Source organism: Frankia sp. CeD (genome assembly GCF_000732115.1).
Classification (GTDB): domain Bacteria; phylum Actinomycetota; class Actinomycetes; order Frankiales; family Frankiaceae; genus Frankia; species Frankia casuarinae.
Genome location: NZ_JPGU01000001.1, coordinates 237,715 through 264,242, shown reverse-complemented (window position 1 = coordinate 264,242; position 26,528 = coordinate 237,715). Strand labels below are relative to the sequence as shown.

The window sequence follows — 26,528 nt, the reverse complement described above, 5'->3', positions numbered from 1 at the left end:
GGCCGCCACGGCGGCGTCCGCCGCCTCCCGGGGCGGTCACGGGCCGGCCTGGACGATCGGCGGTGGTGCGTCCGGCCGGCCGCACCCGGGGNCGGGGNGGCCTTGTCGACGAGCCGGTCGGGGCGCCGGCCGACGAGGAGCCGGCCTCGTCGTCATAGGGCGGTTCGTGGGGGGTGATGGGAAGGCGGCGCATTCCGGGGGCCGGAACTGGACGCCGGGGCAGGGTCAGGGCGTAGGTGGCGGTCACGGCAGGCTCCGGAAGTGGTGGGCGGGGTCAGGGCCCGGGGGGNGGTTTCAGGCGTTGGCCGGGGAAGATCAGATTCGGGTCGTGGCCGATCAGGTCGGAGTTGGCGGCCCACCACCGTGGCCACTCGGCCGCGATCTGCTCCTGCGTCGCGTTCGGGCCGAGATGACGGGCCGCGATGGACCAGAGACTGTCGCCGCGGAGGACGACGATTTCCGCCGCCTCGACGCCGGGAGAGGTCCGGTCGGTACCCGGGAGGCTCATGGGCCTGCCCGTTCCACGAGGGGCCGGCGGCACGATCGGATCCCGGGCCGGTACCGATGCGATCGGAGCCGCCGGTCCGGACGATGTCGGGTTGGACGATGTCGGGTTGGACGATGTCGGTCCGGACGATGTCGGGTTGAACGATGTCGGGTTGAACGGTGTCGGAGTGATGGCCGCGCCGGGCGCGGCCGGGCTGCTCGGGGAGGTGGTGGCGGGTCGGTCCAGGTCCGGCCAGCCGGCTGTGGTCGTGCGAGCCGTGGTGAGCCGAGTGAGGGCGCCGGGGTCAGGGGCGGTGTGCACCGGGTTTCCGCCGGCGGCGGAAACCGGGGCTGGGGGCGGCGTTGGCGAGCCGGCCGCCGAGGTGGTCTCGTGCAGGTCCACGACGGGGATCGCCTCACCGAGACCGGGAACCGAGATCGTTGGGGTGGGGCTGGTCGCCGGGACGGCACCGGCACCGGGTTCGGGAGAGGACGTGGAGCCGGCAGGGGAGACGGGGCCGGCAGGGGAGACGGGGCCGGCAGGGGAGACGGGGCCGGTGGAGGAGACGGGGGGTGTCGCGGGGGCGTGACCGGCGGGGGTGCCGGCCGGGGGGCGATCGAGGNCGGGGNAGCCGGCTATCGGGNTCGGGGGATGGCCGACGGTGGTGGGCCGGTCCAGATCGGGCAGTGCGGCGGTGGCGCCCGCACTGACACCGGTCCCCGCAGGTCCGGTGGCCGCGGAGGCCGGGACCGCGGCGATGATCGGCGCCACCCCGGTGACGAGTGTCACTCCGAGGCTGATCTCGAGCATCCGCCGGATCGTGCGGGGAACGATCCGGCGGGCCAGCGCCGCGCTGAGCCGGCCGACTCCGCCGGGGATAGCCGACAGCGCGCCGAGCAGAACCCCCAGGCACAGCCAGAGCAGGCACACCCAGGCGACGCCCCCGATGATCGTGGCCAGCGCCTGCTCGGGCGCGGCGGCGAACCATTCCGGGGCGGCCTCGACGCTCTCCGGCAGGTCGGCCAGCCGGGGGCCGAAAACGATCAATATGATCGCCGTGATTGCGGCCGCGGTCGCGCCGGCGAACCGCGCCAGCGTCTGTCGAGCCGCCCTCGCGATCATTGTGGGTGCTCCTGTCCGCCGGATGCTGTCGAACTCGTTCGTTTGCCTATGTTTGCTTGTGTAAACCCCTGAAATCTCGCTGTCAACCCTGCTTGTGTAGGGAGTGAGGGGCAACTGGGGGAAGTGGGCGAAATCTACCTTTATGGGAAGGGGTATCGATGCGATGGGAGGATCTGTTCGCCGACCTGGAGCTGCAGTGGGAGGCGAACGAGGCCGCCGAGCTCTCCGCCGAGCTCGCGGACCGCAGCCGACGGGAGGCTGCCTACCTGCGGTTGATCGATCGGATGCGACCCGTCGTCGGACACCCGACACGTTGCCGGGTGGTGGGTGGTCAGCGCGCTCCCGAGATCCTGCACGGCACCCTGGCGGCCCTCGGGATGGACTGGTTGCTCATCACCGAGCCCGGCGCGACGGAGGTTCTGGTACCGGTGCGGTCGCTGCTGGCCGTGGAGAACCTGCCGGTGGTCTCGGCCCAGCCGGGTCATGAGGGTCCGCTGGCGGCCAAGCTGGATCTGCGGTACGTCCTGCGCGGGCTCGTCCGGGACCGCTCGGCGTGCACGCTCATGCTGGTGGACGNGGTGACCCTGCACGGGACGCCGGTGCGGGTCGGCTCGGACTTCCTGGAGGTGGCCGAACACGCCGTCGGCGAGTTCGCCCGGCGCGGCCAGATCCGCTCCGGCTGGACCATCCCCCTCGACGCGATCGCCTACGTTCGTCGGATCCACTGACCTCGCCGCGCCTACTGTGCCTAGTCCTCGGGCGGAGCCTCGTTACGGCTCATCGGATTGGCTGCGACGAAGGCCCGGGTCTGTTCATAGGCGCGCTGGATGTACGCCTCCAGCTCGGTGCGCTCCACCCGCCACTGGCCCCTCCCCCCGATCTTGATGGCGGGGAGCTCGCCCGAGCGGACAAGCGCGTAGGTCTGACTGGAGGAGATGTTGAGGATGTCCGCCACATCGCTGAGTTGAAGGAAGCGGTCGTTCATCAAAGTCCTCCTTCTGAGGGCGGATGTCTCTCCTCATGTGTGTATCAGAGATACCACCGCTCATCGCGTCCGGATGCGTGTGCTTGTGGATAAGTGCACGCGGATACCGCCAAAAGCCCGTGCTCGCAGGTACTGGACTGGTCCGCCACCCGCGCCTGCATGGCCCAGATGTCGACGGATCCCGTTCGGTCCGCAGCCGATTCCTCGCTGGTTTGGCTGGGCTCAGGGCCGACGACCGCGTACGCTCTGCGACCGGAAGGTGCGAACATGTACCAATGGTCCGGCTAGGAGAAGAGGGAGGTCTCCCGGTGACCGAGCTCGCCGCGGCACCGGCCCGCCCGGAGGCGTCCCCGCCACCGACATCACCCCCGGCCCGTCGGTTGACCCGCCGACGGTGGCGCGACTCCCGGCTGCTCGTCGGGGTGTTGCTCGTGCTCGTCTCGGTGGTCGTCGGGGCGCGGCTGTTCGCCAGCGCGGACGCGACCCGCCAGTGGGTGGTCGCCAAGGTGGACCTGCCGGCCGGGCACATCATCGTTGCCGGGGATCTCGCCACGGTATCGGCCAGGCTCGACGAGAAGACCTCGGGTCATTACTACCCGGGAAGCCGTCTCGACGACCTGATCGGCGCCACCCTGGCGCGGCCGGTGGACACCGGCGAGCTGGTGAGCGGACCCGACTTCGCCGGCCAGAACACCCAGCCGACGCGGCTGGTGCCGATCATTGTGAAGGCCGGGCGGCTGCCGACCCTCGGACCGGGTGACCATGTGGACGTCTTCGTGTTCCAGAGCGGCGCCGCAGCGCCGAGCACTACCGGGGGCGATCAGCAGGCCGGCCGGAGCACACCGGCCGCGCCCGCGGGTGCGGGGGCCGAGGCGCTGGTCCTGCACGACGTCGAGTTCGTCAGCCTCGAGAAGCTGACCAGCGGGGACCGTTCGCTGACGCTGCGCGTGCCGGTGGACAACGCCATCCAGGCCGTCGCGGCCTCGCAGAGCGAGCGGGTCGACGTCGTGAAGCTTGAGCGCGACTCCCGCGGTGAGGTCGGCTCGACGGGACCGACCACTGTGCCGGGGTACGGCCGGTGAGCCTGCCGATCCTCACCGCTGTCACCGATGCGATGGTCGAGGCCGGCCTGGTCTCGGCCTTCGATCGTCGCGACCTCGGGGTTACGGTGGTGCGCCGCTGCGTCGACCTGCCGGACCTGCTGGCCGCGGCGACCACCGGCGCGGCCCGGGCCGCCCTGCTGTCCGCGGACCTGCGCCGGCTCGACCGGGATGCGCTGACCCGCCTGGCCATGGCGGGCATCGCGGTGGTCGGGCTGACCGCCCCCGGCGACGAGGACGGCGACCGGCGGCTGCGGCAACTCGGCGTGGCCGCGGTCATCCCCTCGGACGCCACCGCGGAGGTCATCGCGGGAGCGGTCGTCGAGGCATCCCGGGCGCTGGCGACGAACGCGGCCGCGCCGGCGACCTGGGCGTCCGGTTCGTACAGCGAACCACTCGTCGGGTTCGGGCCGCTCGCCCCGGCCATCGACGTCACCGACGGTGTGGGGCCGATCGAACCGGGCGACGGCCGGGTGGGCCGGGTGATTGCGGTATGGGGTCCGGCCGGCGCGCCGGGACGCACCACGATCGCGCTGTGCCTGGCCGCCGAACTCGCCGGGCTGGGGACCTCCACCCTGCTGGTGGACGCCGACTCCTACGGCGGCGCGGTCGGGCAGCTCGTCGGCCTGCTCGAGGAGGCCCCCGGTCTGGCCGCGGCGGCCCGGTCGGCCAACCAGGGGCTGCTGGACGTGCCCCGGCTCGCCGTACTGTGCCGGGATCTGGGCGGCGGCCTGCGAGTGCTGCCCGGCATCTCCCGCCCCTCGCGGTGGCCCGAGCTACGCCCGGCATCCGTTGAGACCGTGCTGTCGATGGCCCGGCGTCTGGCGTCCTTCGTCGTCGTGGACTGCGGGTTCTGCCTGGAGACGGACGAGGAACTGTCGTTCGACACCTCCGCGCCCCGGCGTAACGGAGCGACGCTAGCCGTGCTGGGCGCGGCCGACGTCGTGCTGGCGGTGGCGTCCGCCGAACCGGTCGGTCTGGTCCGGTTCGTGCGGGGACTGTCCGACCTGCGGGAGACCGTCCCCGCCGTCGACCCGCTTGTCGTGGTGAACCGGCTGCGCGCCTCGGTTGTGGGCGCGGACCCGGCCCGCGAGGTCAGTCGGGCGATTCTGCGCCACACCGGGACCGAGCCGGTGGCCCTGGTGCCCTACGACCTCGCCGGGCTGGACGCCGCCCAGGTGGCCGGACAGCTCCTGCGTGACATCGCTCCGACCTCCCCGGCCCGGCTGGCGATCAGGGAGCTGGCTGGCCGGCTGCTTGGCCGCCCGGCGGCTCCCCGCCGTCGGCGGGGNAGCCTGCGGCGCCAGGCCCGGTGATCTTGGTGGGCGGGTGGGCCGTCCCGACGTACGAGCCAGAGCCGCATCCCCTGCTGGGCCTGCCGCTGGGCCTGCTGCCGTTCGGCTGATCGCTCGCGCGGTGTCGGCAACTCACGGTTACGCCCTTGGCGTAACCGTGACATAAAGTATTCGCACCATCATCCCGGCGTAGTGGGAGCGGTTACGGCGAGCAATTTAGGGGCATCGCTATGTGGAGGGACTTCGGTCAAGTCGTGAGAGGGATCTTGCTGATAGCTTTCGATCTTATAAGATTTACTACATAGAGTAACTTTCTTAATTCATAGAGTCTGAGATGCGAGAGAAGTCGCACAAGAAAGTCGCGCAACGTAGCATCGTATATGTATCTGTGAGCGGTCTCTTTCNGCAACGTTACGTTAGTGGGAGCATGCCTCGCCAGCGCCACACGAGTCGTACCTTGATCTCCTATGGGCGCGACGAGAGGTACGTGATGCTCGTTCGAGACGGCTGGGGGTGTGTCGGGTGAGCCGAGAGTACGCGAAGGCCGTGGGCGCCCGGTTGCGGGCGATTCGGATACAGCAGGGTCTGTCGCTGCAGGGAGTGGAGCAGAAGTCGCGGGGGCGGTGGAAGACCGCTGCCGTTGGTTCCTATGAGCGCGGTGACCGCATGATCAGCGTGCATCAGCTCTCCGAACTCGCGGGATTCTACGGAGTCCCGGTCTCGGCGCTGTTGCCCAACGAGGATCAGCTGCCGCCGCGGGAGCGTCGCCCACGTACGGTGCTCAACCTGGAGAAGCTGAGCGAGGCTCCGCCGGACTCCTCTGCTCTCGTTCGTCGGTGGGTCGCCCAGATCCAGCGCCAACGGGACGACTACGCCGGCCGCGTGCTGTCCATCCGGGATGGCGACGTGCGTGCGCTCGCCCTGCTCCACGACACGACCCCCCAGGAGTTCGCCGAGCGGCTGCGGACCTGGGGAGTGCTGGAGACCAGTTTCCCCGAAGAGAGTAGCGAGGAGCCGCCGGAGTAGTCCGGTGGACTGCCCGGGCGCTTCGAGCGCCGAGAGCAGCAAGGTACGGTCAACGCGGACCGTGGACTGCTACTGGCCCATCCCCGGCCGTCCCGACGCGGCGGGCACGCCGTTCGTGGGCGGCCCGGCCCAGGTGCGACCGGGCGGCCCACATGGCAGCGAGCATGCCGGGCGGCGGGCATCCCAGCGCGATGCGTCTCCCTTCCCGGTCGCCGCGCCGGGAGGTGGACTATGACCAGGAAACGGGCCCCACGCAGAGGTCTGGTCCTGGGGGCCGGTGGAGTGCTCGGCTCCGCCTGGATGATCGGCGCGATGCGGGCGGTCGAGACCGCGACCGGCCGCGACCTGAGCGGAGCCGACCTGGTGGTCGGCACGTCCGCCGGCTCGGTGGTCGCGGCCCTGCTCGGTCTGGGGATCGGCATCGACGTGATGGCCAATTCCGAGCGGGGGATCTACGAGGCGGGTGATCCCGTTCTTGACTACCGCGACCTCGGTGCCTCCCTACCCCCGCGCCCCCGGATGCGCATGGGCTCACCGAGGCTGCTGACGGCCAGCGCCCGGCACCCCCGGCGGTCCTCGCCGATGGTCACGCTGGCGGCGATGCTTCCACAGGGCCGTGGGAAGATCTCCGCGGTCGGCGATCTGGTGACCGCGGCGATGGACCGCAAGGGCCTCGATCCGACCGAATGGCCGACCAGGCCCGCGCTGCGGGTGGTGGCCATGAACTTCGACACCGGTGAGCGCGTGCTGTTCGGCGTGGCCGATGCGCCTCGGGCGACCTTGTCCGAGGCGGTGATGGCGTCGTGTGCCATTCCCGGCTGGTACGCCCCGGTCGCGGTGGACGGCCAGCGGTTCGTCGACGGCGGAACCCGATCGCCCGCATCAGTCGATCTTCTTGCCGACGCGGGCCTCGCGGAGATCCTGGTGCTCGCCCCGGCCTGCTCGTTCCAACTCGACCGACCCCGTGGCACGGTGGCCCGGGTCGAACGCCAGGTCCGCCGGGCCGCCACCCGCCGGCTGATGCGGGAGGTCGAGATGGTGGAGGCGGCGGGCACCCGGGTGACGGTGCTCTGCCCAGGTCCGGAGGACCTCGAGGTCATCGGCGGAAACGTGATGGATCTGACCCGGCGGGCCCAGGTGTTCGAGACGGCGCTGCGTACGACGGGCGAGGCCCTGCATGTCGCCGCCCGTTCCGCCCGTTCCGGCGTGGCCGGGGCCACCGACGACGGGGCCACCGACGACGCCGAGGCGAGGGGGGGCCGGCTCGGGCTCGGCCTGGCTGGCTGACCGGGTTCTCGTGGCTGACTGGGTTCTCGTGGCTGACTGGGTTCTCGTGGCTGACTGGGTTCTCGTGGCTGACTGGGTTCTCGTGGCTGACTGGGTTCTCGTGGCTGACCGGGTCCTCGTGGCCGGCTCGCCCCGGTTGGTTGCACACTGAGCGGGTGCGCATCTATCTCCCGTCCACGCTGGCCGTCGCCCGATCGGTCTGGGAATCCGCGCGCATCCCCCCAGGCACCGGATTCGCGGTCACCCCCGCGACGCGTGAGTGGTACGCCCAGTCGGAGTCCGAGGAGGAGTTGGAGTACGCGGCGCTGCACGACGCCGGCCGGGCGAGCCTGCGACTGCTGGACGCCGACCCGTCCGCGCCGCGCCGGCGCGTGGTCTTCGTGGCCGATGTCGCGGACGGCGAGGTGCGGGTACGCGACGATCTTGAGCGGGGTGCCGTCGAGGTGGACTTCCCGGTGCCGTGGTCGGCCGCGCAGGCCATCCATGTCGACGACGGAGACGACGAGGAGGTCGTCGCGGCGGTCGCGGCGGCGGCGAAGTGCATCGTCGAGGCCGATCTCGGTGGGGNTGACGCCGCCTTCACCGTGGACAGCGTCGAGGGCTTCGAACTGCTGTGGTTCGCGCCTCAGGAGCTTCCCGATCTTCTCTGACCCCGGCGGAGACGCGGATGTTGAGTGCGCGGGGGTGACCCCCGCGCGGTGGAGGTCACCCCCGCACGGGGGAGGAGACCACGCACGTTGACGGCTCGTTGGGGCATGCTGTCTGGACTGGTGACCAGCTGGCGTGAAATGTTCCCGACGGGCGGCCCTCGTGGTTGTCTTTCCAGGCTCCTCCCTGGGGTGCTGTTCGTCGTCTGACGTCCGTGAACGGTGATTTCCCACCCAGGGAGATCGACGTGGCCAACGGTTGAACCTCCCCGGGTGCGGCCGATGTCGGGCGTTGCGAATAATGCTGGGGAGCCTTGCGGCGGCGACCGGGTCACCACCTGGATGGCGCCGAGGGGGCTCCACTTTCCACAACCTTCGTACCGAGATGTCACCCCCGCTGGCAGGTGTGATCTCGACCGACCCACCGCGGTAAGGAGGCTGGCAGCCCATGCTGTACCTCGCCGGGCAGATCCTGGCGTACGTGCTGGTGGCGATGCTCATTGGTGCGGCGCTGGCATGGGTCNTCCTGATCGCGCCGCTGCGCCGGCAGGCCCGCAACGCCGACGCCGACGCCGCGCGAAATCGGGCGGGATCGGGGGAGACACCGGCCGGCACCGGACCGGACCTCGACGAATCCCGCCCCGGCGCGGTCCCGTCGGCCGATCGGGCGGCAGCCGCGAACGACGTGAACCGGGTAAACGCCGGGCCGGCGGGCACCGGCGACGCCGACACGGGTGTCCCCGATTCGGGCGCCCGCGGCACGGGCACAGGGCAGGCCGCCGAGCTGATCGCCCGGTTGCGCCGGCAGCGTGACGACGTCGCCCTGGAGAAGGCGGATCTAACTGCCCGGCTCGCTGTCGCCGAACAGCGTGCCGCGGAGTCCGAACGGCGAATCGCCGAGGCGGAGCGCCATGCTGTGATCGCAGGCGCCCGGGTCGAGGAGATCGAAACGGCGCTGCGGGCCCGGGCGTACGCCGTGACACCCGGCGCGGCCCAGGCCCTCCCGGCCGGTTCGGGTGCCGCCGGTTCGGGTGCCGCCGGTTCGGGTGCCGCCGGCCCGGTGCCGGCGGGCTCTCCGGGGGCGGGCGGTGATCCCGTCGGCCCCTCGGCTGCGCAGCTCGCCCATGAGGCCGAGCTGCTGCGCAGACAGCTCGTCGAGGCCGAGGGCCGGGCGGCCAAGTTCTCCTCCCGGCTGGCCATGGCCCGTACGGAGGCGGAGGACGCGCAACGCCAGGTGGCCACCATGACCACCCGGCTGGATCGGCACCAGGCCGAATGGGCGGCCGAACGGCTCAGTCTGCTGGGGCGGATCGCGAAATCCGAGGCGCTTCTGGGCCAGGCCTCCTCCGACGAGGAAGCCGGTGCCGAGCATCCCGAGGCCGCCCCCACTGCCGAGGCCGCCCCCACTGCCGAGGCCGCCGAGGCGGTCGGGGTTGCTGCCGCGGGCGGCGTGGTCCCGTCGAACCTCGCGGTCACCCCGAACGACGCGGGGCCGTCGAAGAGCGCGCTGCCCGCGCACGGCCTGGCCCTGTCGCCCGAGCCGAACGTCTCGGGGGCGACGGTCCAGGCGAGCGGCGTTGCCACGAAGAACCGGCCACCGGCCCTGGGCGGACCGCCGTCGAGTGGTCAGGGGAGTGGCGGCGGCGTGAAGAGCACCGGTGGCAGGAGCACCGGTGGAACGAACGGGGCCAGCGGCCAGCCGGGCACGGGTAGCCGGGTCGTGCTGGAACCCGCGCCGCGGTGGAACGGTCTCCTCGATCCCGTGCGGTCGGGCGGCGACAACCTCAAGGAGATTGTCGGCGTGGGCCCGGTGATCGAGGCCCGGCTGCGGGCGTTGGGCATCACAACCTTCAGCCAGCTGGCCGAAATGGGTGATACCGACGTCGAGCGGCTCGCTCACCGGCTGGATGGCTTCGGTGACCGCATCGTCTCCGACGATTGGGTCGGCCAGGCCCAGGATCTGCAGGCCCGGCACTACGGCGGCGTCTACTGACCGGACCGCCCTCCACCCCGCTCGGTCACAGTCCGGAGATGAGTCCCTCGATCTCAGCCTCCAGGATCCGGCGGTCGGTGACGTCGCAGTAGAGCCAGACATGGCCGCGGTAGCCGTCGGCCGCGGTCAGCGGGATGTGGCTACGCTCGAACACCCGTCCGTCGGCGAACATCACCGTCTCCCGGCGTAGCGTCCGCCGTCGGCGGAGCAGGATGTCCAGGCGCGTCGCGAATCCGGATGGATCGTCCACCAGTCCGGGCCGGGGACGCAGCTGCAGCCGGCAGTCCGTTCCGACCAGGTCGACGGGCAGGTCCGCCAGATCGAACAGATCGCAGTACACCTGGTTCACCGCCACCACACGCCCGTCCCGGTCGGCGATGAGCACGGCGGTCGTCAGTTCGGCGAGCAGGGTCGTCAGCCAGCGTTCCCGGTCCCGGCATGCCTCCTCGATCCGTCGGGCCTCGGAGAACAGGCAGCCACAGGTGTGGTTCGAGCCCCTGGCGCGTCCGAAGGGACGCAGGTCGTCGTTCTCGCTGCGATGCAGGGCCACGGCCGCGCGCCACTCCGCTCCAGGCGGGAGCGTCCCGCGGGGAAACCCGACCGTGGGCCGATCCTCGGTGGATTCACGGGATGTCGCCCGGCCTGGCGTCGGTTCGCCGGGAACCGGCCGGCGGGGAAGCGGAACAGACCATTCCCAGCCCCGATCGCCCCGATCGGACTGGTCCGGCAGATCACAGGGGTCCGGTCCGTCGAACGGGTCCGGTCCGTCNAACGGGTCCGGTCCGTCGAACACGCCGAACCTGTCGAGATCGCCCGCGGGCACCCCATCGGCGGCGAGGGCCTGGAGGCCGAGGAGATCATGACCGAGCAGGTGTCCGTCGAGGAGGTCGGGATCGAGAGCTGCGAGTTCGAAAGCCGCCTCGCGACGGTGAAGGCGGTCGAGTTCGGCCTGCTCGTCGTCAAGGTGTTCGAGATCGGCCGCTTCGTGAGGCGCCGGTTCGCGGGAGGCGACGTCGGGTTCGGCTCGTTCCCGGACAGCGACGTCGTCGGTATCGGGCTGGTCCGCGGACGATGGGCCGATCGGGGAGCGACGCCCCTGGACCCGCGGCGAGGACACTGGCACACCCTTCATCGGCACACCCGTCACCGGCCCGGCGGCGTTCTCGAACGCACTGGCCGACGGCACGGTGAGGGTGCCGACGATCCGTCGTCTACCGTCCCCTGCCGAGGTCACCACCGTCTGCATGACCGCGTCGCAGGGTGGTTCGCCCGGTCGGATCAACCGGACCTGGATCGAAAACCCGTCGCCGTGCGTGACGAGGTGCCGCCATCGGCTGCCGACGTTCGCTACGTCGCCGGGATGGACAATGCGTTGCCATCCCCGTCCGACCGCCTCGTCGCGGGTAACGCCGGTCAACTCGGACCACAGCCGGTTCACAAAGAGATACCGGCCTGCCGTATCGGTGGCGAATACCGCGACCGGGCAGTTTTCGACAATCCGCCAGAACATTTTCCAAGCGGTCGTGTCGAACATGTCTGACGATCGGGGATCCCGGGCGCCACTCATCGTGATGCCCCTTTCCCCCCCGGGGGATCGTGCCGGGGATGCGTCGGGGGCAACGCCGCCCTGGTGGCCGAATGAGGTTCTCGCGAGCGGCTGACGACCGCGCTGGTTGTTGGCTGACCGGACACGGAAGGGACCCCCGAGGCAGGCGTTGGTGGGACGCTGGATGAGACCGGCGGGGNGGGGGGGNTCCGCCTGTCGACCCAGCGATGCGATATCGACTACAGGGNTGTTCGGGTTAGGGACCGCCGAAAGGCTATCGCCTCGGCGTCGTTTCGAGGGAGAAATCGCGCGGGCGTTTCCGGGGCGGTTGGTGCACCGTCGGTGCAGTCGATATGCGCGCAGAGCGAGGATGAATGTCCGGTCCGCGGCCGCTTTTTGACTGCGGAGAGTAGCAGTCTTGGTGGTCAAGGTGGGACCCTGTACGGGCTGTGGCCTACCTGAGTCCTACCCGCTCCACACCCTCGGTGGGGGTTGTGCGAACGTTGTTGCGTCTGCCCCCGACGTCGGGGGTTGCTTACCAGTGACCTTCTTTCTACGCTTCGTGGCAATTGTTGGGGCGGGAAGAGACGAAAGTCGGAGGAGCAGCGGTTTTCGTGGCGGTGGCACGCGGCAGTTGGCTGGACGCGACATCGTTCGTGGAGGACGAGGTCAGAGAGCTTGTCCGGCGGCGTTCTCTCGATCCCGTGCGGGACCCGGCGCAGGTGCGTCAGCTCGTTCACGAGGTGCTCGCCGACTATGAGGAACGGGCTCTCGTCAGCGACCTTCCCCCGGTCGTCGACCGGGACGTCACCGCCCGGCTGGTCTATGACGCGGTTGCCGGGTTCGGGCCGCTGCAACGCCACCTCGACGACCCGACTGTGGAGGAGGTCTGGATCAACGAGCCGGGCCGGGTATTCGTCGCCCGGGCCGGTCGCAGCGAGCTGACGACGACCATTCTGACCGCCGATCAGGTCCAGGACCTCGTCGAGCGGATGCTGAAGTCCTCGGGCCGGCGGGTGGACCTCTCGACCCCGTTCGTCGACGCCATGCTTCCGGATGGTTCCCGGCTGCACGTGGTCATCCCCGATGTCACCCGGGTGCACTGGTCGATCAACATCCGTAAGTTTGTGCTGTCCGCGTCGAGCCTGGACGAACTGGTCGGTCTTGGGACGATCACGCTGGCAGCGGCCGCCTTTCTGGACGCCGCGGTCGTCGCCGGCCTCAACATCATCGTTGCGGGCGGCACCCAGGCCGGCAAGACGACCATGCTCAACTGTCTCGGCTCGGCCATCCCGGCCCGGGAACGGGTGATCAGCTGCGAGGAGGTGTTCGAGCTGAAGCTGCGGGCCGCCGACTGGGTGGCGATGCAGACCCGGCAGGCCAACCTGGAGGGCAGCGGGGAAATCCGGCTGCGCCGGCTGGTCAAGGAGGCCCTGCGGATGCGCCCGGACCGGCTCCTGGTCGGCGAGGTTCGCCAAGAGGAGGCGCTCGACCTGCTGATCGCGCTCAACTCCGGGCTGCCCGGTATGTGCAGCCTGCACGCGAACTCGGCTCGCGAGGCCGTGACGAAGCTGTGCACCCTGCCCCTGCTCGCCGGCGAGAACGTCAGCCATGCCTTCGTGGTGCCCACCGTCGCCGCCAGCGTGGACCTCGTCGTCCATCTGGAGAAGGACGTCTCGGGCCGGCGCCGCGTCACCGAGGTCGTCGCGCTGCCCGGCCGGACGGAGGGGGATGTCATCGAGATTNCCCAGATCTNCCGCNCGCGCGCGGACGGACTGGNCCGCGCCGACGGCTTCCCGCCACATCCCGAACGGTTCGCCCGCGCCGGCTACGACCTGCCCGCCCTGCTGGCCCAGAGCGACCATGATTACCATCATCATCGGCCCGGCGGGGGCTGGCCCGAGATCGCCGCGGAGCGCTGATGGGCATCTTCCTCGGCCTGCTGTTCGGTCTGGGTCTGTTCCTTATCGTCACCAGCGGCCGGCCGCGGTTCCCGGCCTGGTCGGCGACGGCGCGCTGGGAACGGTCGACGAGCGACCTGCTCGCCCAGGCGGGCATCCGCGGCGTGACCCCGCGCCAGTTCGTCATGATTAGCCTGGGTCTGGGCCTGTTGGTCGGCCTGGTCGTCCTGGCATTCACCGAGACCGTGTCGCTGGCCGGCGCCTTCGTCGTGTTTGCGAGTCTGCTGCCCCGAGCTCTCGTGGTCCGTCGGCGGCATGCCCGCAGGCATGATCTGCGGGAGCTGTGGCCGGACGTCGTCGACAACCTGTCCAGCGCGGTGCGGGCCGGGATGTCGCTGCCNGAGGGCCTGGCCGCGGTGGGGGTGCGGGGGCCGGTGCAGCTGCGACCGGCCTTCACCCGGTTCGGCGAGGACTACAGCGCCACCGGGTCGTTCTCGGCCTGCCTGGACCGCCTCGCCGACGAGCTCGCCGATCCGGTGGCCGACCGCATCATCGAGTCGCTGCGGATGGCCCGGGAGGTCGGCGGGACCGACCTCGGCCGGCTGTTGCGCACGCTGTCCACCTTCCTGCGGGAGGACGCCCGCACCCGCGCCGAGCTTGAGACGCGGCAGAGTTGGACGGTGAACGCCGCCCGACTCGCGCTCGCCGCCCCCTGGATCGTGCTGCTCCTGCTGGCCNCCCGGGGGCAGAACGTGCGGGCCTACGACAGCCCGACCGGGGTCCTGGTGCTCGTGGTGGGCGGCGCCGTGTCGGCCCTCGCCTACCTGCTCATGAAGCGGATCGGCCGGTTGCCGGAGGAGGGCCGGGTGCTGCGCGGGGGAGCGGCAGCCGGCCGGGGGGCGGGATTGTGACCACGGTCGCCAGCGGTGCGCTGATCGGGTTCCTCGTCGGGCTGGGCCTGGTCATCATCGTTTACCGCTCCCCCCGGGCCCGGCGCATCCACCTCGCTGACCGAATCGATCCCTACCTGCGGGACACCCCCACACCCTCGAGGCTGCTCGACGACCGGCCGCGGGGGGTGCCGCGGCCGGGCCTCGCCGCGGTCGAGGCGCTCGCGCGCCCGTTACTCGCGGACGCCGCCGGTCGACTCGACCGTTTCCTGGGGGGCCGGGCCGCCCTGCAACGCCGGCTGACCCAGGCCGGCGGACGGACCAGCATCGAGGAGTTCCGCGTCCAGCAGGTCATCTGCGCGGCCAGCGGGGCGCTGATCGGCGCCTTCCTGCTGGCGCTGCGCGCGCTGCTCGGCGTCGGCCCGCCGGCCCTGGTCAGTGTCGCCTTGATCGTCGCTGGCACGGCCGGTGGGGTGGTGGCCCGGGACTACTGGCTGTCGCGGGCGATCTCCGAACGCGAGGACCGGATGCTGCTGGAGTTCCCGACGATCGCGGAGCTGCTGGCGCTCGCGGTGACCGCGGGGGAGTCGGCCATCGGGGCGCTGGAGCGGGTCAGCCGGTTGACCCACGGCGAGCTTGGGCGCGAGCTGCGGCTTGCGCTGGCCGACGCCCGCGCCGGGGCCACCCTCGTGCAGGCGTTGGAGGGCATCGCGGCGCGTACGGCGTTGGCGCCCCTAGTGCGGTTCGTCGACGGGATGGCGGTCGCGATCGAACGGGGGACGCCGCTGGCGGACATCCTGCGCGCGCAGGCCGTCGACGCGCGTGAGGCGGGCAAGCGGCAGCTGCTGGAGGCCGGTGGCCGCAAGGAGATCGCGATGATGATCCCGGTCGTGTTCCTCGTCCTGCCGACGACCGTGATTTTTGCCTTCTACCCGGCCCTGGTGAGTTTCACCGTGATCGCGCAGTGAGTGTCCGGGGGCGCGCAGGTGGCCGCCCGCGGGGTGGACGCGTCCGTCCGGCGAGGTCGGATCAGCCAGCCTGAAGGAGGAGACATGGGACGAACAGGGCAGGCCGTGAAAGCGAGATGGCGGGCCTGGCGGTCAGCCGTCGCATCGGGCAGCCGCCATGATCGCGACCGGGGGGACGTCCCCGGCTGGGTCATGATAACCGTCATGACGGCGGCGCTGGTGGTCGCGATCGCCACCCTGGCGACGCCCGCCCTGCAGAACCTGTTCACCTCGGCCATCAACTCGGTGTCGGGTATCGGCGGTGGCGGCTGAGCTCGCGGCCGCCGCGGGGCCGGACGGGATCGACGGCGGCCCCAGGGGAACCGGGCACCGACCGGACGCGGTCGAGGACGGCGTCGAGGACGCCTCGGACGCCTCGGACGCCTCGGACGCGGCTGACGCGGCTGACGGCGGATCGGCCGTCGTCGAGTTCATCCTGGTGNGGACGTTGTTGCTCTTCCTGATCCTGGGGATCATCCAGGTCGGCCTGGTGCTGCACATCCGCAACACGCTCGCGGCGGACGCCGCGGAGGGAGCCAGGCACGCGGCCAACCTCGGCGTACCGGCGAGCGAGGGCGGTCCCTACGCCCAGGCCCTCATCGCGCGGACCATCCCGGGACGGTCCGACGCCGTCTGCACCGGGGCGCAGGTCGATGGGCCGGGTGGCACGCCGCTCGCGGAGGTCACCTGCCGGGTTGCCGTGCCGCTCGTCCTGGTCCCACTGGGCGACGGCATCACGATCACGGTGAAGGGCCATGCGCTCAAGGAACTGCCGTGACGAGGGGTGGCGTGGCGGGAGATCGGGTCGCGCGGGCGATCCTGCACTCCCTGCCGCGGGCGATCATGATGATCAGGACAGGTTGTGTGGCTTTCGTGCGCCGCGTCGGTCGCATAGGCCGCGTTGTCGGGCCCGGACAGGAAGGCCGGGCGACCAGGGCCGACGACGGTNCGGCGATGATCGAATTCGTTGGATTGTCCGTCGTGCTGCTCATCCCGTTCGTCTACCTGTTCCTGTGCGTCTTCGCGGTGCAGCGCGCGGCGTTCGGGGTGACCCAGGCCGCCCGGGAGGCCGGGCGGGCGTTCGCCACCGCGGACAGTGAGACGCAGGGCATGGACCGGGCGCGGCTCGCCGCGCAGCTCGCCCTCGCCGACCAGGGCGTCCCCGGCGCGCCACAGGTCCGGTTCGCTCCCGAGGGCGCCGACTGTGGTGCGGGGGATCCCGGAGACGGCGCGGCAACCCTGGAGCCGGGCGCGTCGTTCGTCGTCTGTGTCCGTACGGTCGTGGCGCTGCCGGGAACCGGCGCCTTGTTCTCCGGCATTACCGATGTCACGGTTAACGGCCAGTTCACCGTAGTGATTGATCAGTTCCGCGCCGACAGGCGGGAAACCCAGCCCTAGCAGGGGTTTCGTACGTTCACGGGGTTACGCGGGATTGCAAGGTTTTACGGGGTCCGGTGGACTTTTTGGCGGCGAAGGACTTGTCCGGCTCGGGGAGCAACTCGGCTCGGCGCGCCAGGTCGGCGAATTTGGGGGAGCAGAGTCCGGTCTGCGGTCCCTGAAGCGTGACTGGCTCCCCAAAACTCGGCCGCCACGCGATGTACACCACGTCCGTGGACTCCACTGATGTCGATCCGCGCGGACACCTGGCCGTTCTTGCTGGGCTGGCTATCGGCGTCTGCCGGCCCACTGCTGTATGAGGGCTGCGGCGGCCTCGTGGTCGATGGTAACTCGGTTGCTGAGTACGGCGTGCGCGGCGGCGAGTTTCCTGACGAGCTTGTCGATGAATGCATGTGTGTCATCGCGGCTGAGGTTTCCTTCGGTGATGATTTTTGTGTAGCGGACGGTGTCGACGATGGCGGACTTCACCCGTTCGTGGGAGAGGTAGGTGTCGAGGTCTGACTGCCATCCCTCGGTGGCCGGACCGTTGACAACGGAGGTCCACCCATGGACGAGTGCGGCTGACTCGTCGGGCTGGTAGCTCATCTTGTGCAGGTGGACCGCAAGATCATAAACCGGATCGCCCCACAGGGCGAGTTCCCAGTCGAGGAAGTAGGCTTGGCCATCCGAGATGATGATGTTCTTGCGGTGGATGTCGGTATGGAGAAGGCGGAAAGGCCGCGGGTGCAGCGTCGTCCATCGACTGTTGATCTCGGTGAGCGCGTCGATGGGGATGCCGAACTCGGCGTACAGATCGCCGAAGTCGGGAAGGAACCGGGAATGCACGCCTGCGGTGACAGCGGACAGGCGGCGGGCGAAGTCGGCGGTCCGCCCGTCCGCCGGCCAGCCTGGCGGCGATTGCGGCAGGCGTTCGCGCGGGACGAGGCCGAGCTGCCCGAAGAGTTCCACGACGTCGCCGATGACGTGGTCGGGGACACGGGTGCCGCGTGGTGCGGTGTTGTCGAGGAGCTGACCGGGAAGGAATTCCACGATCTGATAGCGGGGCTGCATGCGGGCGTAGAGCAGACGGGGCGCGTGGGTCACGGTCCCGCGGATGGCGCGCAGCACGTCCCCTTCCGGCCAGATCATCAGGTCCATGATGTCGCTGCCCGGAATCGGGATACGAACAATCACGTCTCCGGCCGGCGTGTCCATCCGGATGTTGTGATTGTAGAAACCCGACGCGGCATCGGGGCGCCCGACCGCCTGCCGGTACAGTTCGTCGGGCCGCCACGTGTGCCCGTTGAGCAGGTCGGCGACGAAGTCCTCGACGCGGGCGTCAAGATCGGTAAGCGTGCCGAACGGCTGGATTCCTGCCCGTGCCCGGCTCGCGGCGGCGGTCACCTGCCCGTCATCGATGCCGAGGATGGACAGTGCGTGCGCCGAGCAGAGGATGATTGTCGGGTAGACGTCGGCTGCTTCCAGCTCGCGGACGCTCCACTGGAGCGAGGAAACCGCTTCGTCGAGCTGACCCCGGCGAGCATGGACCAGGGCGCGGTAGAACTCGGCGCGGGCTCGACCGGAGCGATACCCGACCCCATCGAGGGCGGCGCACGCGGACCGTAGGGAGGTCTCGGCCTCGTCGAGCTGACCGCATCGGAGCTGCCCGATGGCGAGAGCGGTATACGCCTTGCCGAGCTCGTGATGGGCGCCGATCTCGCGTTGGATCTCGATCGCCTGGCCTGCCTCGACGATGGCCTCGGCAGGGTGGGTATAGGCGAGGAGTTCGGCCCGGTTGGTCTGGATGTTGGCCAACCCGAGAACGCTATCGGCTGCGGCGTAGTGGGCGGCGGCCTCGTCGAGATAGCGGGCGGCGGCGTCGAACTCGAACGCGAACCGGTGGGCGAGGTGACGCATCCGGGCCACGTCTCCGTGAAACTCGGTGTCCTGCCCCGGAGCGGACGCACTCAGGTCGGTGGCGAGTGCTTCCGCGTCTCGGAACCGGCCCTGGGCCATGTGAAGGTCGGCGGCCCACAGGCCCGCGGTCAGCCGGGATGCCCCCGTGGCGTGGTCCCAGACCTGGGTGTAGGCGTCGAGCGCGGCCCGGGTCTCACCGGCGATGCGTCGACCATGTCCGGCGGCCACGGCGAGCCGCGCGCCGACCATTGTGTCGATGGCCAGAGCGGTGACCGGTTCGGGAACCAGCGCCGTGACCGTGGCCGCGTCGCCGAGGCGAATCGCCGCCTCAGCCTGCAGGCACCGCAGCGCTTCGGGCAGGTTGTCGTGGTCGGGTTGGTCGTTGAGCCGGGCGCGCAGGTCCTCGGTGATGCCTTGGGCTGCGCTGTGTCCCCCACGGCGAACCGCGTGGTCGGCATAGCCGAGGATGCTCTCGCCGCTGATCTGCCGACCCCGCAGGGCGTGATACGCGGCCTCCCGCAGGGCGCGGGCGGCATGAGCGCCGCTGTCCTGGCCGGTCGCCTGGTCGNCCCGGTTCTCCCACAGTCCCTGTAGCAGGGCGTGGATGTCGGTGGTAGTGCCCGGAGAAAGCCGTTCCCGCAGGGCTGCGGCCATGAGCTGATGAAACCGCAGCGCGGTGTTCGCCGGGTATACGAATGAATATGCGGTGAGGGATTCCCAGGCGATGCGATGTCCCGGGAGATGGAACGTGGCCGTCAGCATCCGAAAAATATCATAGTCGAAGATTCGCGCCGGGCTCAGGACCTCCAGTGATCGAATCTCTTCCGGGGCGACATGCTGAAGAAAGCGCGCCAAGATCTCCTGCTGGGACACGAGGGCACCGCTGACCCGCCCACCGGTCTGCAGGTGCGTGTCCACCGCCAGGTTCAGATAGAATGGGAGACCTGCGCTGGCGTCCGCAATTGTCTGGCGCTGGAACGGATCGGTGATCCCACCGGTGTCGAGGAGTTCCAGCCGGGCTTCCATGGGCAGGCCGCCGATGTCGCATATCTCGATGAGGCCGTCCCAGTCGGGATCCGTCAGTTCCCACCGCAACGGNTCCCGGCTGGCGATGACCACCAGGCCGCGGTCGAGCTGTGCCACGAGATCACGTAGCCAGGCATCCGCGAGTTGCGCCCGTCCGGTGCGTACCGGGCTCGGCACCAGTGCCTCGTGGCTGTCAAGGATGATCACATACTGTCTGTCCTGGCTGGCAGCCCGAAGGTCTTCAGCGAACAGAAACGTGACGGCGTCGGCGAGCTCACTGTTCGGCAGGTCGTCGAGTGTCGCCAGGGTGGGATCGCGCCGCACCCGCAGGCGGCGGCGTATGTCGCAGCCGCCACGCTCCAACAGCTTGATAAGGCCGCGGGCCGTACCGAAAATCGGAATTCCGGTCATCGTGTCGGCGATATCCGCGAGAATGGAACTCTCGTCGACGAATGCCAGTTCCGAACGGTTCAACCGCAGATGTGGGTGTAGCCGCTGCCACAGCACTGCGTAGGCGATGTCGAAGCGATCGAAGTGTACCCCTTGCGACCCCAGTTCGTTGCGTAGCACCGCCAGCGCGTCTTCCTGCTGGCGCAACGAGTGCACCTGCAGATCGAGTGATGCCGTTCGATACCGGGTTGCCGCCCGGTCCTTCAACTCGCGCAGTAGTCGTGACTTACCTATACCGCCCACGCCGATGGCGTTGAAGACCCGTGGACCGTCACCTAGATGGGTCAGCTCTTCGGCGAAAGCCGCCAGCACCGGTTCGCGGTCCACGAAACGCCGCTGCAGTGCGGCGACCCGATGAAACCGTGGCGCAGGCGCCATGTAAACCTCCGACCATCACAGACCGCGATACCGTCGAGGACGATGCAATCATAGTCGAGCTTGACGACGCACGATGGACCAGCACATCGTGCTGCGGNGCGATCCGATCCTTCCGACCCGCACCCGGGGGGCGAGCCCGGGTGCGGGACCGCGACCACGGTTCCGCACCCGGGTAGGCGTGCGCCGTGGGATCCGGTCGGCTAGTCGTTCTCGAGCGGAATCTCGTCGAGCGGGATGTTCAGGTAGGACGAGGAGCCGTCGGTGGACGAGATCTCGATTTTGCTGTTGGTGACGGTGGCGTCGCCGAAGAACCTGTCCTTGGTGTCCACGACCAGCTGTATCTGGTGGCCCGGCGTGATGCGGNAGTCGGCCGGCTGTAGGTGGATGTCGATCGTTTGCGTCTCTCCCTCGCGGTCGTTGAGCAGGGTGAAGGGCGCGCTGGTGATGATTTTTGCCTTACCGGTACCCGGGTCGACGTCGAACAGGTGCGCCACGAGCGTCGCGCTCTTCGCGGACGGGGTGACCGTGAGATGCGCCGAGACGGTTCCGGTGATCTGACTCGGTGCGGTGAGCGGTTCGGTCGACCACACCGCGGCGTCCTCGCGGGAGATCTCCGAGGTCTCGTACACGATCGGAGCCCCCAGTCTTTCGAGGACGCCGGTCTTTACCAGGGCCGGGGCTATCAGTGCTGGGGTGTCCGTGCCGGCCCGGAAGGTGTGGCTCCACCCGGAGTTGGGCTGAGGCGTCAGTGAGCCGTCCGATGTCCCCGGCAGCGGCGCGTTCAGGTAGTAGCGTCGCGGCGGCAGCGTGTACGAGTCCCAGTCGGCGAGCTTCTTGATCGTGAACAGGTTGTGCATGTACTCGGTGTGCACGTCGCCGTCGTTCTCCACGCCGTTCTCCTCGTCGGCAACGAAGCGGTCCAGCCAGCGGAAGGTCGTCGCTGTCGGACGACTGATGCCGCCGAGAAATCCCTTGATCTCGTCGCCGCCGTGATCTCCGATCAGTACCAGGAGACGTTTGGGACCGATCAATGCGTTGAAGAACTCCACCACCGCGGGTACCGAGAAGATGGTCTCGTGCCAGTAGGTGCCGAGGAAGATGGGGACCCTCCTGGCGTTGAGCTCGTTCAGATAGGTAACCGGTGAACGGACCGCGCTGAACTCCAGCAGCCGTTCGATATTCCGATTCGCCCGGAAGTCGTCGAAGATTTCCCTGACTTCGGCGGAGAGGTTCTCCTCGCCGAACAGCTTGGCGAGCTCCTCGAACGCCAGCAGGTGTCGTGTCTCGTTCTCGTACAGCGATCGGCCCAGATCGGCCCAGGCGCTCTGCGCGCACACGGCCCGCACCCGGTCGTCATGCGCCGCGATGATCAGGCTCTGGCCGGCGCCGTAGGACGACCCCGCGAACCCGATCCGATCCTGATCCGCGCGGTCGGGATAGGTGTTCAGTACCCAGTCGATCACGGCCGAGCCGTCCGCCCGGTCCCGCGGACCGGCGACGTCTATCTTCCCTGTGGAGTCGGCGATCCCACGCTCGCTGTACGCGACCGCCAGATATCCCTTGAGCGCGAAGTTCAGGAGCATCCCCGGATACGACTTCCATCCCGTCGGCGCCAGCGGAGCCGGCATGATGACAACCGGGTGCGGCCCCGGCTTGAGGGGGACCAGCACGCCGGCGTCGAGTTGGACGTCGGCATCGGCTCCGGGGATCCTGGTCGCCGTGAAGGTCCCCGCCCCCCGCAGTTCCCCGAACTTTGCCACGGTCGCCGGCGGGAGATTCTTGAAGTCGCCGCTCTCGAGATTCTCGAGAGCGGCGATCTCCGCGTCGAGCAGTGTTCTGTCATTGGGCGCGAAATCGAACACGTTCGTGGTCTTGGCAGCCGTGGTCACTTGGATGATCCCCTTCTGGGTATGGGAAAAGGAGCCTGCCGGCGAACCTGGCCGACGGACGCGCGATCGTCCGCGGCCGTGACGAGGTGAGATCCGGATATCGGATCCGTGGTGCGGAAGTCTCCCGGTGCACGGGTTCGGAGCCTAGAGGTGTACGCGATCGTCAGGGGTGAGGTGAGTACTTTGTCCGCGCGCCGTACGGCAAGATGGTTTTGACCCGCACGCGGCTGCTGGTTACGAGCGAAGCCCTGCAGCCAGGACAGCGAGAGTACGAACAGCGCCAGCACGCCCACAGCGGCGAGCCACCGCCCGAGGCCCGCGGGCGAGCGGAAGCCGATGGCGAAGGCCACGCCGAACACCAGCGCCGTCGAGACGAGATTGCGAGCACGCTCGCCACGACGTGTCCCACGATCAGTGCGCCGCCGTTGACGTCCATCGAGCGGAACCGGTCGATGACTCCGGTAGTAAGGCGGATCAGTGCCGCATGACCGTATTCTCCCGCAATGGGGCTGCTATTCTTCCACAATAGGGTTGCTAATAGGGTTGCTGGGGCAGTGGGTTTCCGGCCTCGCCTGTTCGGCCTTCCGGCAGGAGCGTCAGCAAGGAGAACGCGTGCCCGTGACCAAACATGTGCCTGTGACCAGCGGCGGGACGGGGTCGGCCGGAGCAACGGGGTCGGCCGGAGTAACGGGGTCGACCGGAGTAACGGGGGCGACCGGAGTAACGGGGTCGACCGGAACACCGGACGGAGTCGTCCGCCCGGACGGAGTCGTCCGCCCGGACGGAGTCGTCCGCCCGGACGGGACCAACCGCGCGGACGGCGGGACCATTCTCGTGCTGACGTTGGGGTATCTCATGGTCGCGGCGATGCTGGTGGTCGTTGTGACCGACGTGTCCGCCGTCTACCTCGCTCGTCGGTCGGTGGCCTCGGCCGCCGACGGCGCCGCGCTGGCCGCTGCCCAGCGCATCGACGAGAACGCGATCTACACCACCACCGACGCCTTCGAGCGCCTGCCCCTCGCCGACATCGCCACGACCGTCGATCAGTACCAGCGCCGGGCCGATCCGAGTGGCCGCACGATCCTCACCTCCACCCTCGTCGACGCGACGACGGTGGAGGTGGAGGGCACGCGTGTGGTCGACCTTCCGGTCGTCGGCTCCCTCGGGGTGGGTCCGGTCACGGTACGTGCCGGAGCGCAGGCACAGTCGGTGGTCCGCCAGCCCGCTGCACCATGACGCCGGCCGGCGCCGGAACGCCGAACCGCGCCGGTTGCGTGCGCGTCACCCGTTGGCTTTCCTCCGACCCCTGATGCAACCAGGTCGAGGTGGCGTCCATGAGATCGTCGAGACCGTGGCCGGTGCGGCGCTCGGCCAGATCCGACACGTCCCGGACCAGCCGGGCCACCCATTCGGCCGGCCGCCCGGCGGACAGCGCCACCGCCTGAGCGGCGTGCTGGGCTGCCTCGTCGCGATCCGGGACCTCCCGGGCCAGCGCGGCCCGGGCCTGCGCCATCCGCACCGAGACCACCATGCCCGTCTGGCCGCTGCCGGTGATCAACGTCGAGGCGCGTTCCAGGTGAGGCGTGGCCTCGTCGGCCGCGCCGACGGTGGTCAGGGCCTCGGCGCAGGCCAAGGCCAGATCCGCCGGGGAGTAAGTGTCGAGCGAGAAACCCGGCGAGCCGTGGGCGGTGTCGTCGAGCCGTTCCATCGTCTGCCAGGCTCNGGCGACGGCGTCCCGGACGCCTGCCCGGTCGCCGGTCGCCGCACAGGCGCTGGTGACGACCTTCCCGGCGATGAGGGCCCGGGTGGAGCTGTGCCCCGCGATCCGCGCCGCCGCCCCGGCGATCTGCAAGGACACCGCCGGGCTGTGTGGGCGGACCACCCGGGCGCGCAGGGCCAGGGCGCGGGCGGCGAGTGGCCCGTCCCCGGCCGCCCGGGCGAGCGCCGCGGCCCGGTCGGCCCGCGCAGCGGCGTCGGAGTGTTTGCCGCGGTCGTAGGCGGTGGCAGCAGCCACCGTCGTGACCGCCGCGTGCAGCCGCATCCACTCCAGCGCCGGCCGGCCGCGCAGCCGGTGCTCCCGGGGCACGGTCTGTGTCGTGCGCTCCAGCGAGACCAGGGCGGACGTGGTAGTGATCAGATCAGACGTCTCGTAGGCCCTGACCGTCGCGGTCAGGGCTGCCATGCAGGCTTCGTGCAGGCCGGACGCGTCGCCGCGCAGACTCACGGAGCCCACCGCCGCGAGGCCGGTGGCAACCAGGACAGAGCGTCGGTCTGCGACCTCCGGGACCTCCGACACGATGGGACCCTCCGTGCTCCTGCGGGAATGATCGCGGCCTTCCGCTGGCACGCGACGGGGCGGTGAGTCGCCGCCGCTAACGGCGTGATCCGATCGCTCGGACGACGGATCCGGTTATTCACGGCGGCCTTCCTCCTCTTCCCGTGGTAGTGGTCGGTTTCCCGTGGTAGGGGTCGGTCCTTGAGTCTTCGTCCCGTCCCGGCGACATCGACCGGTGCACACGCGCGCACCGGTCGATGCGTCCGAGCTCTCCGCATCCGGGCTCTCCATGGCCGACACCCATATGGTCGCGGGGCCGCACTGTCCCGACGAAACCCGGCGTTCACGTATTCGTGCGCGAAGCGCCGCCTTCGAAGGTATCGTTTGGGGGCCGCGGACGCGTCGAGTTGTGCGCACTCGGCGATGTGGTACGTGTCTCTTCAGGGATTGGTATCGGTTGTTGTCGGAGGTTGTTGTCGGACGGCTGAACCGCCTGACCGCCCGGGGCCGCCGTAACGATTGTCCGCAGTGCGGGCGTCGGTTGGCCGAAATGCTCGTGGCATCCCGCGAATGTTTCATCCTCGTGTCGTCGAGCCATTGCATGTTTCGCCACGATGATGTTTCCCGGTCGAGGCGTCGTCGGGATGCCGTCGGGATGCCGTCGGGAGGTCGCGGGGATGCCGTCGGGGCTCGGCGCGACGCCGATGCGAACTCGGCCGGCTCCCGTCCGGGCGGACAAGATCCGTTGTGGCGGTGGCCCCNGGCGCCGCCGGNAAGGNGAANAGCATGGCCGTCGACCTGTCCGAGGAGATCAAACAGCTGGATGCCACGTTGACCGGCATCGAGACGGTTCTCGACGTGGAGGGGTTGCGCCGTCGCGCCGAGGATCTGGAGCGTCAGGCCGCGGACCCCGACCTCTGGTCCGATCAGGACCGGGCCCAGGCTGTCACCCGCCGGTTGTCGTCGACGCGCGGGGACATCGCCAGGGTGGAGGGGCTGCGTCGCCGTCTTGACGACATCGCCGCCGCCGCGGACCTCGGCGATGAGGATCTGCTCGCCGAGGCCGCAGCCGATCTTCCCAGGCTGTCCAGTGACATCGCCGGTCTCGAGGTTCGGACCCTGCTGTCCGGCGAGTACGACGAGCGGGACGCGATCGTGCAGCTCTCGGCCGGGGCCGGCGGGGTGGACGCGGCCGACTGGACGGCGATGTTGCTTCGGATGTACCTGCGGTGGGCCGAGCGGCACGGCTACGCCACGGAGGTCTTCGACACCTCCGAGGCCGAGGAGGCGGGTCTGAAGTCGGCAACTTTCCAGGTCAAGGCGCCCTATGCGTACGGGACGCTGCGCAGTGAGCACGGGGTGCACCGGCTCGTCCGGATTTCGCCGTTCGACAACCAGAACCGGCGGCAGACCTCCTTCGCCGGGGNCGAGGTCACCCCGGTCGTCGAGCTGTCCGACCACGTCGACATCGACGACAAGGATCTGCGTATCGATATTTTCCGTTCGTCCGGTCCGGGTGGGCAGGGGGTCAACACCACCGACTCCGCGGTCCGCATCACGCATCTGCCCACGGGCATCGTGGNGACGTGTCAGAACGAGCGCAGCCAGCTCCAGAACAAGGCCGCCGCGATGATCGTGTTGCAGGCGAAGCTCCTGGAGCGGCGGCGGGCCGAGGAGGCGGCGGAGAAACAGCGCATCACCGGCGGGCCACAGGACGTCTCCTTCGGATCGCAGATCCGTAACTATGTCCTCCACCCGTACCAGATGGTGAAGGATCTGCGTACCGACACCGAGACCTCGAACACCAGCGGTGTTCTCGACGGCGAGCTCGATGATTTCATCGACGCGGAGATCCGGTGGCGGCGGTCGGTTGAGAACCAGGCGTGAGAGGGTTCTTCGGAGCTTTTGTCGACGCCTGGGATGTGTCTGG

21 protein-coding genes and 1 pseudogene are annotated in these 26,528 nt (G+C 69.6%); 15 read left to right on the top strand and 7 right to left on the bottom strand.

Going from position 1 to position 26,528, the window contains the following annotated elements; all coding sequences use genetic code 11:
- Positions 1 to 274 precede the first annotated feature (274 nt).
- Entirely contained in the window at positions 275 to 1,609 is a 1,335-nt protein-coding gene (locus tag CED_RS01020) for a LysM peptidoglycan-binding domain-containing protein (RefSeq protein ID WP_035908191.1), read from the bottom strand.
- A gap of 158 nt (positions 1,610 to 1,767) precedes the next feature.
- Here CED_RS01020 and CED_RS01015 point away from each other — a divergent pair, with 158 nt between their 5' ends.
- The gene (locus CED_RS01015) at positions 1,768 to 2,337 is read left to right on the top strand and encodes a hypothetical protein (protein WP_035908190.1); all 570 of its coding nucleotides are present in this window, start codon (positions 1,768 to 1,770) and stop codon (positions 2,335 to 2,337) included.
- A gap of 20 nt (positions 2,338 to 2,357) precedes the next feature.
- Here the strand turns inward: CED_RS01015 and CED_RS01010 are convergent, their stop codons facing one another.
- Complete coding sequence (locus tag CED_RS01010; RefSeq protein ID WP_011435224.1) at positions 2,358 to 2,594, bottom strand: helix-turn-helix domain-containing protein; 237 nt, start codon at positions 2,592 to 2,594, stop codon at positions 2,358 to 2,360.
- A 308-nt stretch (positions 2,595 to 2,902) separates the two neighbouring features.
- On the opposite strand from CED_RS01010, the gene CED_RS01005 reads away from it, so the two are divergent.
- From CED_RS01005 to CED_RS00980, 6 genes are all read left to right on the top strand, one after another.
- Positions 2,903 to 3,676: an SAF domain-containing protein gene (locus CED_RS01005; protein WP_035908188.1), complete on the top strand. Its 774-nt coding sequence runs from the start codon at positions 2,903 to 2,905 to the stop codon at positions 3,674 to 3,676.
- Positions 3,673 to 5,010, top strand: a complete 1,338-nt coding sequence (locus CED_RS01000; protein ID WP_011435226.1) for a chromosome partitioning protein — start codon at positions 3,673 to 3,675, stop codon at positions 5,008 to 5,010. Before CED_RS01005 ends, CED_RS01000 begins: the two co-directional genes overlap by 4 nt.
- A 501-nt stretch (positions 5,011 to 5,511) precedes the next feature.
- On the top strand, positions 5,512 to 6,015 hold the full coding sequence (locus tag CED_RS00995; RefSeq protein WP_011435227.1) for a transcriptional regulator: 504 nt from the start codon (positions 5,512 to 5,514) through the stop codon (positions 6,013 to 6,015).
- 231 nt (positions 6,016 to 6,246) lie between these two features.
- Entirely contained in the window at positions 6,247 to 7,302 is a 1,056-nt protein-coding gene (locus CED_RS00990) for a patatin-like phospholipase family protein (RefSeq protein WP_035908187.1), read from the top strand.
- 155 nt (positions 7,303 to 7,457) lie between these two features.
- Positions 7,458 to 7,952, top strand: coding sequence for a hypothetical protein (locus CED_RS00985; protein WP_035908323.1), 495 nt, complete (start codon positions 7,458 to 7,460; stop codon positions 7,950 to 7,952).
- Positions 7,953 to 8,397: 445 nt separating this feature from the next.
- Positions 8,398 to 9,942 (top strand): hypothetical protein, encoded by a 1,545-nt coding sequence (locus CED_RS00980; protein WP_035908186.1) that lies wholly within the window; start codon positions 8,398 to 8,400, stop codon positions 9,940 to 9,942.
- Between the two features lie 25 nt (positions 9,943 to 9,967).
- Here the strand turns inward: CED_RS00980 and CED_RS00975 are convergent, their stop codons facing one another.
- Positions 9,968 to 11,509: a PAS domain-containing protein gene (locus CED_RS00975; RefSeq protein WP_035908185.1), complete on the bottom strand. Its 1,542-nt coding sequence runs from the start codon at positions 11,507 to 11,509 to the stop codon at positions 9,968 to 9,970.
- Positions 11,510 to 12,102: 593 nt separating this feature from the next.
- On the opposite strand from CED_RS00975, the gene CED_RS00970 reads away from it, so the two are divergent.
- The 6 genes from CED_RS00970 to CED_RS00945 all read left to right on the top strand — a co-directional run bounded on the left by CED_RS00970 (position 12,103) and on the right by CED_RS00945 (position 16,684).
- A complete protein-coding gene (locus CED_RS00970) occupies positions 12,103 to 13,410 on the top strand; it encodes a CpaF family protein (protein WP_035908184.1) in 1,308 nt (435 codons plus the stop codon).
- Positions 13,410 to 14,300, top strand: coding sequence for a type II secretion system F family protein (locus CED_RS00965; RefSeq protein WP_035908183.1), 891 nt, complete (start codon positions 13,410 to 13,412; stop codon positions 14,298 to 14,300). The genes CED_RS00970 and CED_RS00965 overlap by 1 nt, the downstream gene beginning before the upstream one ends.
- Positions 14,297 to 15,247, top strand: a complete 951-nt coding sequence (locus tag CED_RS00960) for a type II secretion system F family protein (protein ID WP_011435234.1) — start codon at positions 14,297 to 14,299, stop codon at positions 15,245 to 15,247. The genes CED_RS00965 and CED_RS00960 overlap by 4 nt, the downstream gene beginning before the upstream one ends.
- Positions 15,248 to 15,331: 84 nt before the next feature.
- The gene (locus CED_RS00955; RefSeq protein WP_023839919.1) at positions 15,332 to 15,559 is read left to right on the top strand and encodes a hypothetical protein; all 228 of its coding nucleotides are present in this window, start codon (positions 15,332 to 15,334) and stop codon (positions 15,557 to 15,559) included.
- Entirely contained in the window at positions 15,549 to 16,064 is a 516-nt protein-coding gene (locus tag CED_RS00950; RefSeq protein WP_035908182.1) for a TadE/TadG family type IV pilus assembly protein, read from the top strand. Before CED_RS00955 ends, CED_RS00950 begins: the two co-directional genes overlap by 11 nt.
- Positions 16,065 to 16,240: 176 nt before the next feature.
- Positions 16,241 to 16,684 (top strand): hypothetical protein, encoded by a 444-nt coding sequence (locus CED_RS00945; RefSeq protein ID WP_035730816.1) that lies wholly within the window; start codon positions 16,241 to 16,243, stop codon positions 16,682 to 16,684.
- 267 nt (positions 16,685 to 16,951) lie between these two features.
- On the opposite strand, the gene CED_RS00940 is transcribed toward CED_RS00945, so the two are convergent.
- The 3 genes and pseudogenes from CED_RS00940 to CED_RS25950 all read right to left on the bottom strand — a co-directional run.
- Positions 16,952 to 20,434 carry an aminoglycoside phosphotransferase family protein gene (locus CED_RS00940; protein ID WP_035908181.1) on the bottom strand — a complete coding sequence of 1,161 codons (3,483 nt, stop codon included), beginning with the start codon at positions 20,432 to 20,434 and terminating at the stop codon, positions 16,952 to 16,954.
- A 200-nt stretch (positions 20,435 to 20,634) separates the two neighbouring features.
- Positions 20,635 to 22,323 carry a CocE/NonD family hydrolase gene (locus tag CED_RS00935; protein WP_035908180.1) on the bottom strand — a complete coding sequence of 563 codons (1,689 nt, stop codon included), beginning with the start codon at positions 22,321 to 22,323 and terminating at the stop codon, positions 20,635 to 20,637.
- Positions 22,324 to 22,574: 251 nt separating this feature from the next.
- Positions 22,575 to 22,783 (bottom strand): annotated as a pseudogene (locus CED_RS25950) (ABC transporter permease); the annotation flags it as partial.
- A gap of 368 nt (positions 22,784 to 23,151) precedes the next feature.
- On the opposite strand from CED_RS25950, the gene CED_RS00930 reads away from it, so the two are divergent.
- Positions 23,152 to 23,559 (top strand): pilus assembly protein TadG-related protein, encoded by a 408-nt coding sequence (locus CED_RS00930; RefSeq protein ID WP_049761044.1) that lies wholly within the window; start codon positions 23,152 to 23,154, stop codon positions 23,557 to 23,559.
- On the opposite strand, the gene CED_RS00925 is transcribed toward CED_RS00930, so the two are convergent.
- Positions 23,501 to 24,619, bottom strand: coding sequence for a hypothetical protein (locus CED_RS00925; protein WP_035908178.1), 1,119 nt, complete (start codon positions 24,617 to 24,619; stop codon positions 23,501 to 23,503). The two genes, CED_RS00930 and CED_RS00925, sit on opposite strands and share 59 nt — an antisense overlap.
- Positions 24,620 to 25,384: 765 nt before the next feature.
- Between CED_RS00925 and prfB the strand changes: the two genes are divergently transcribed.
- Positions 25,385 to 26,485: a peptide chain release factor 2 gene (gene prfB, locus CED_RS00920; RefSeq protein WP_035908318.1), complete on the top strand. Its 1,101-nt coding sequence runs from the start codon at positions 25,385 to 25,387 to the stop codon at positions 26,483 to 26,485.
- Positions 26,486 to 26,528 lie beyond the last annotated feature (43 nt).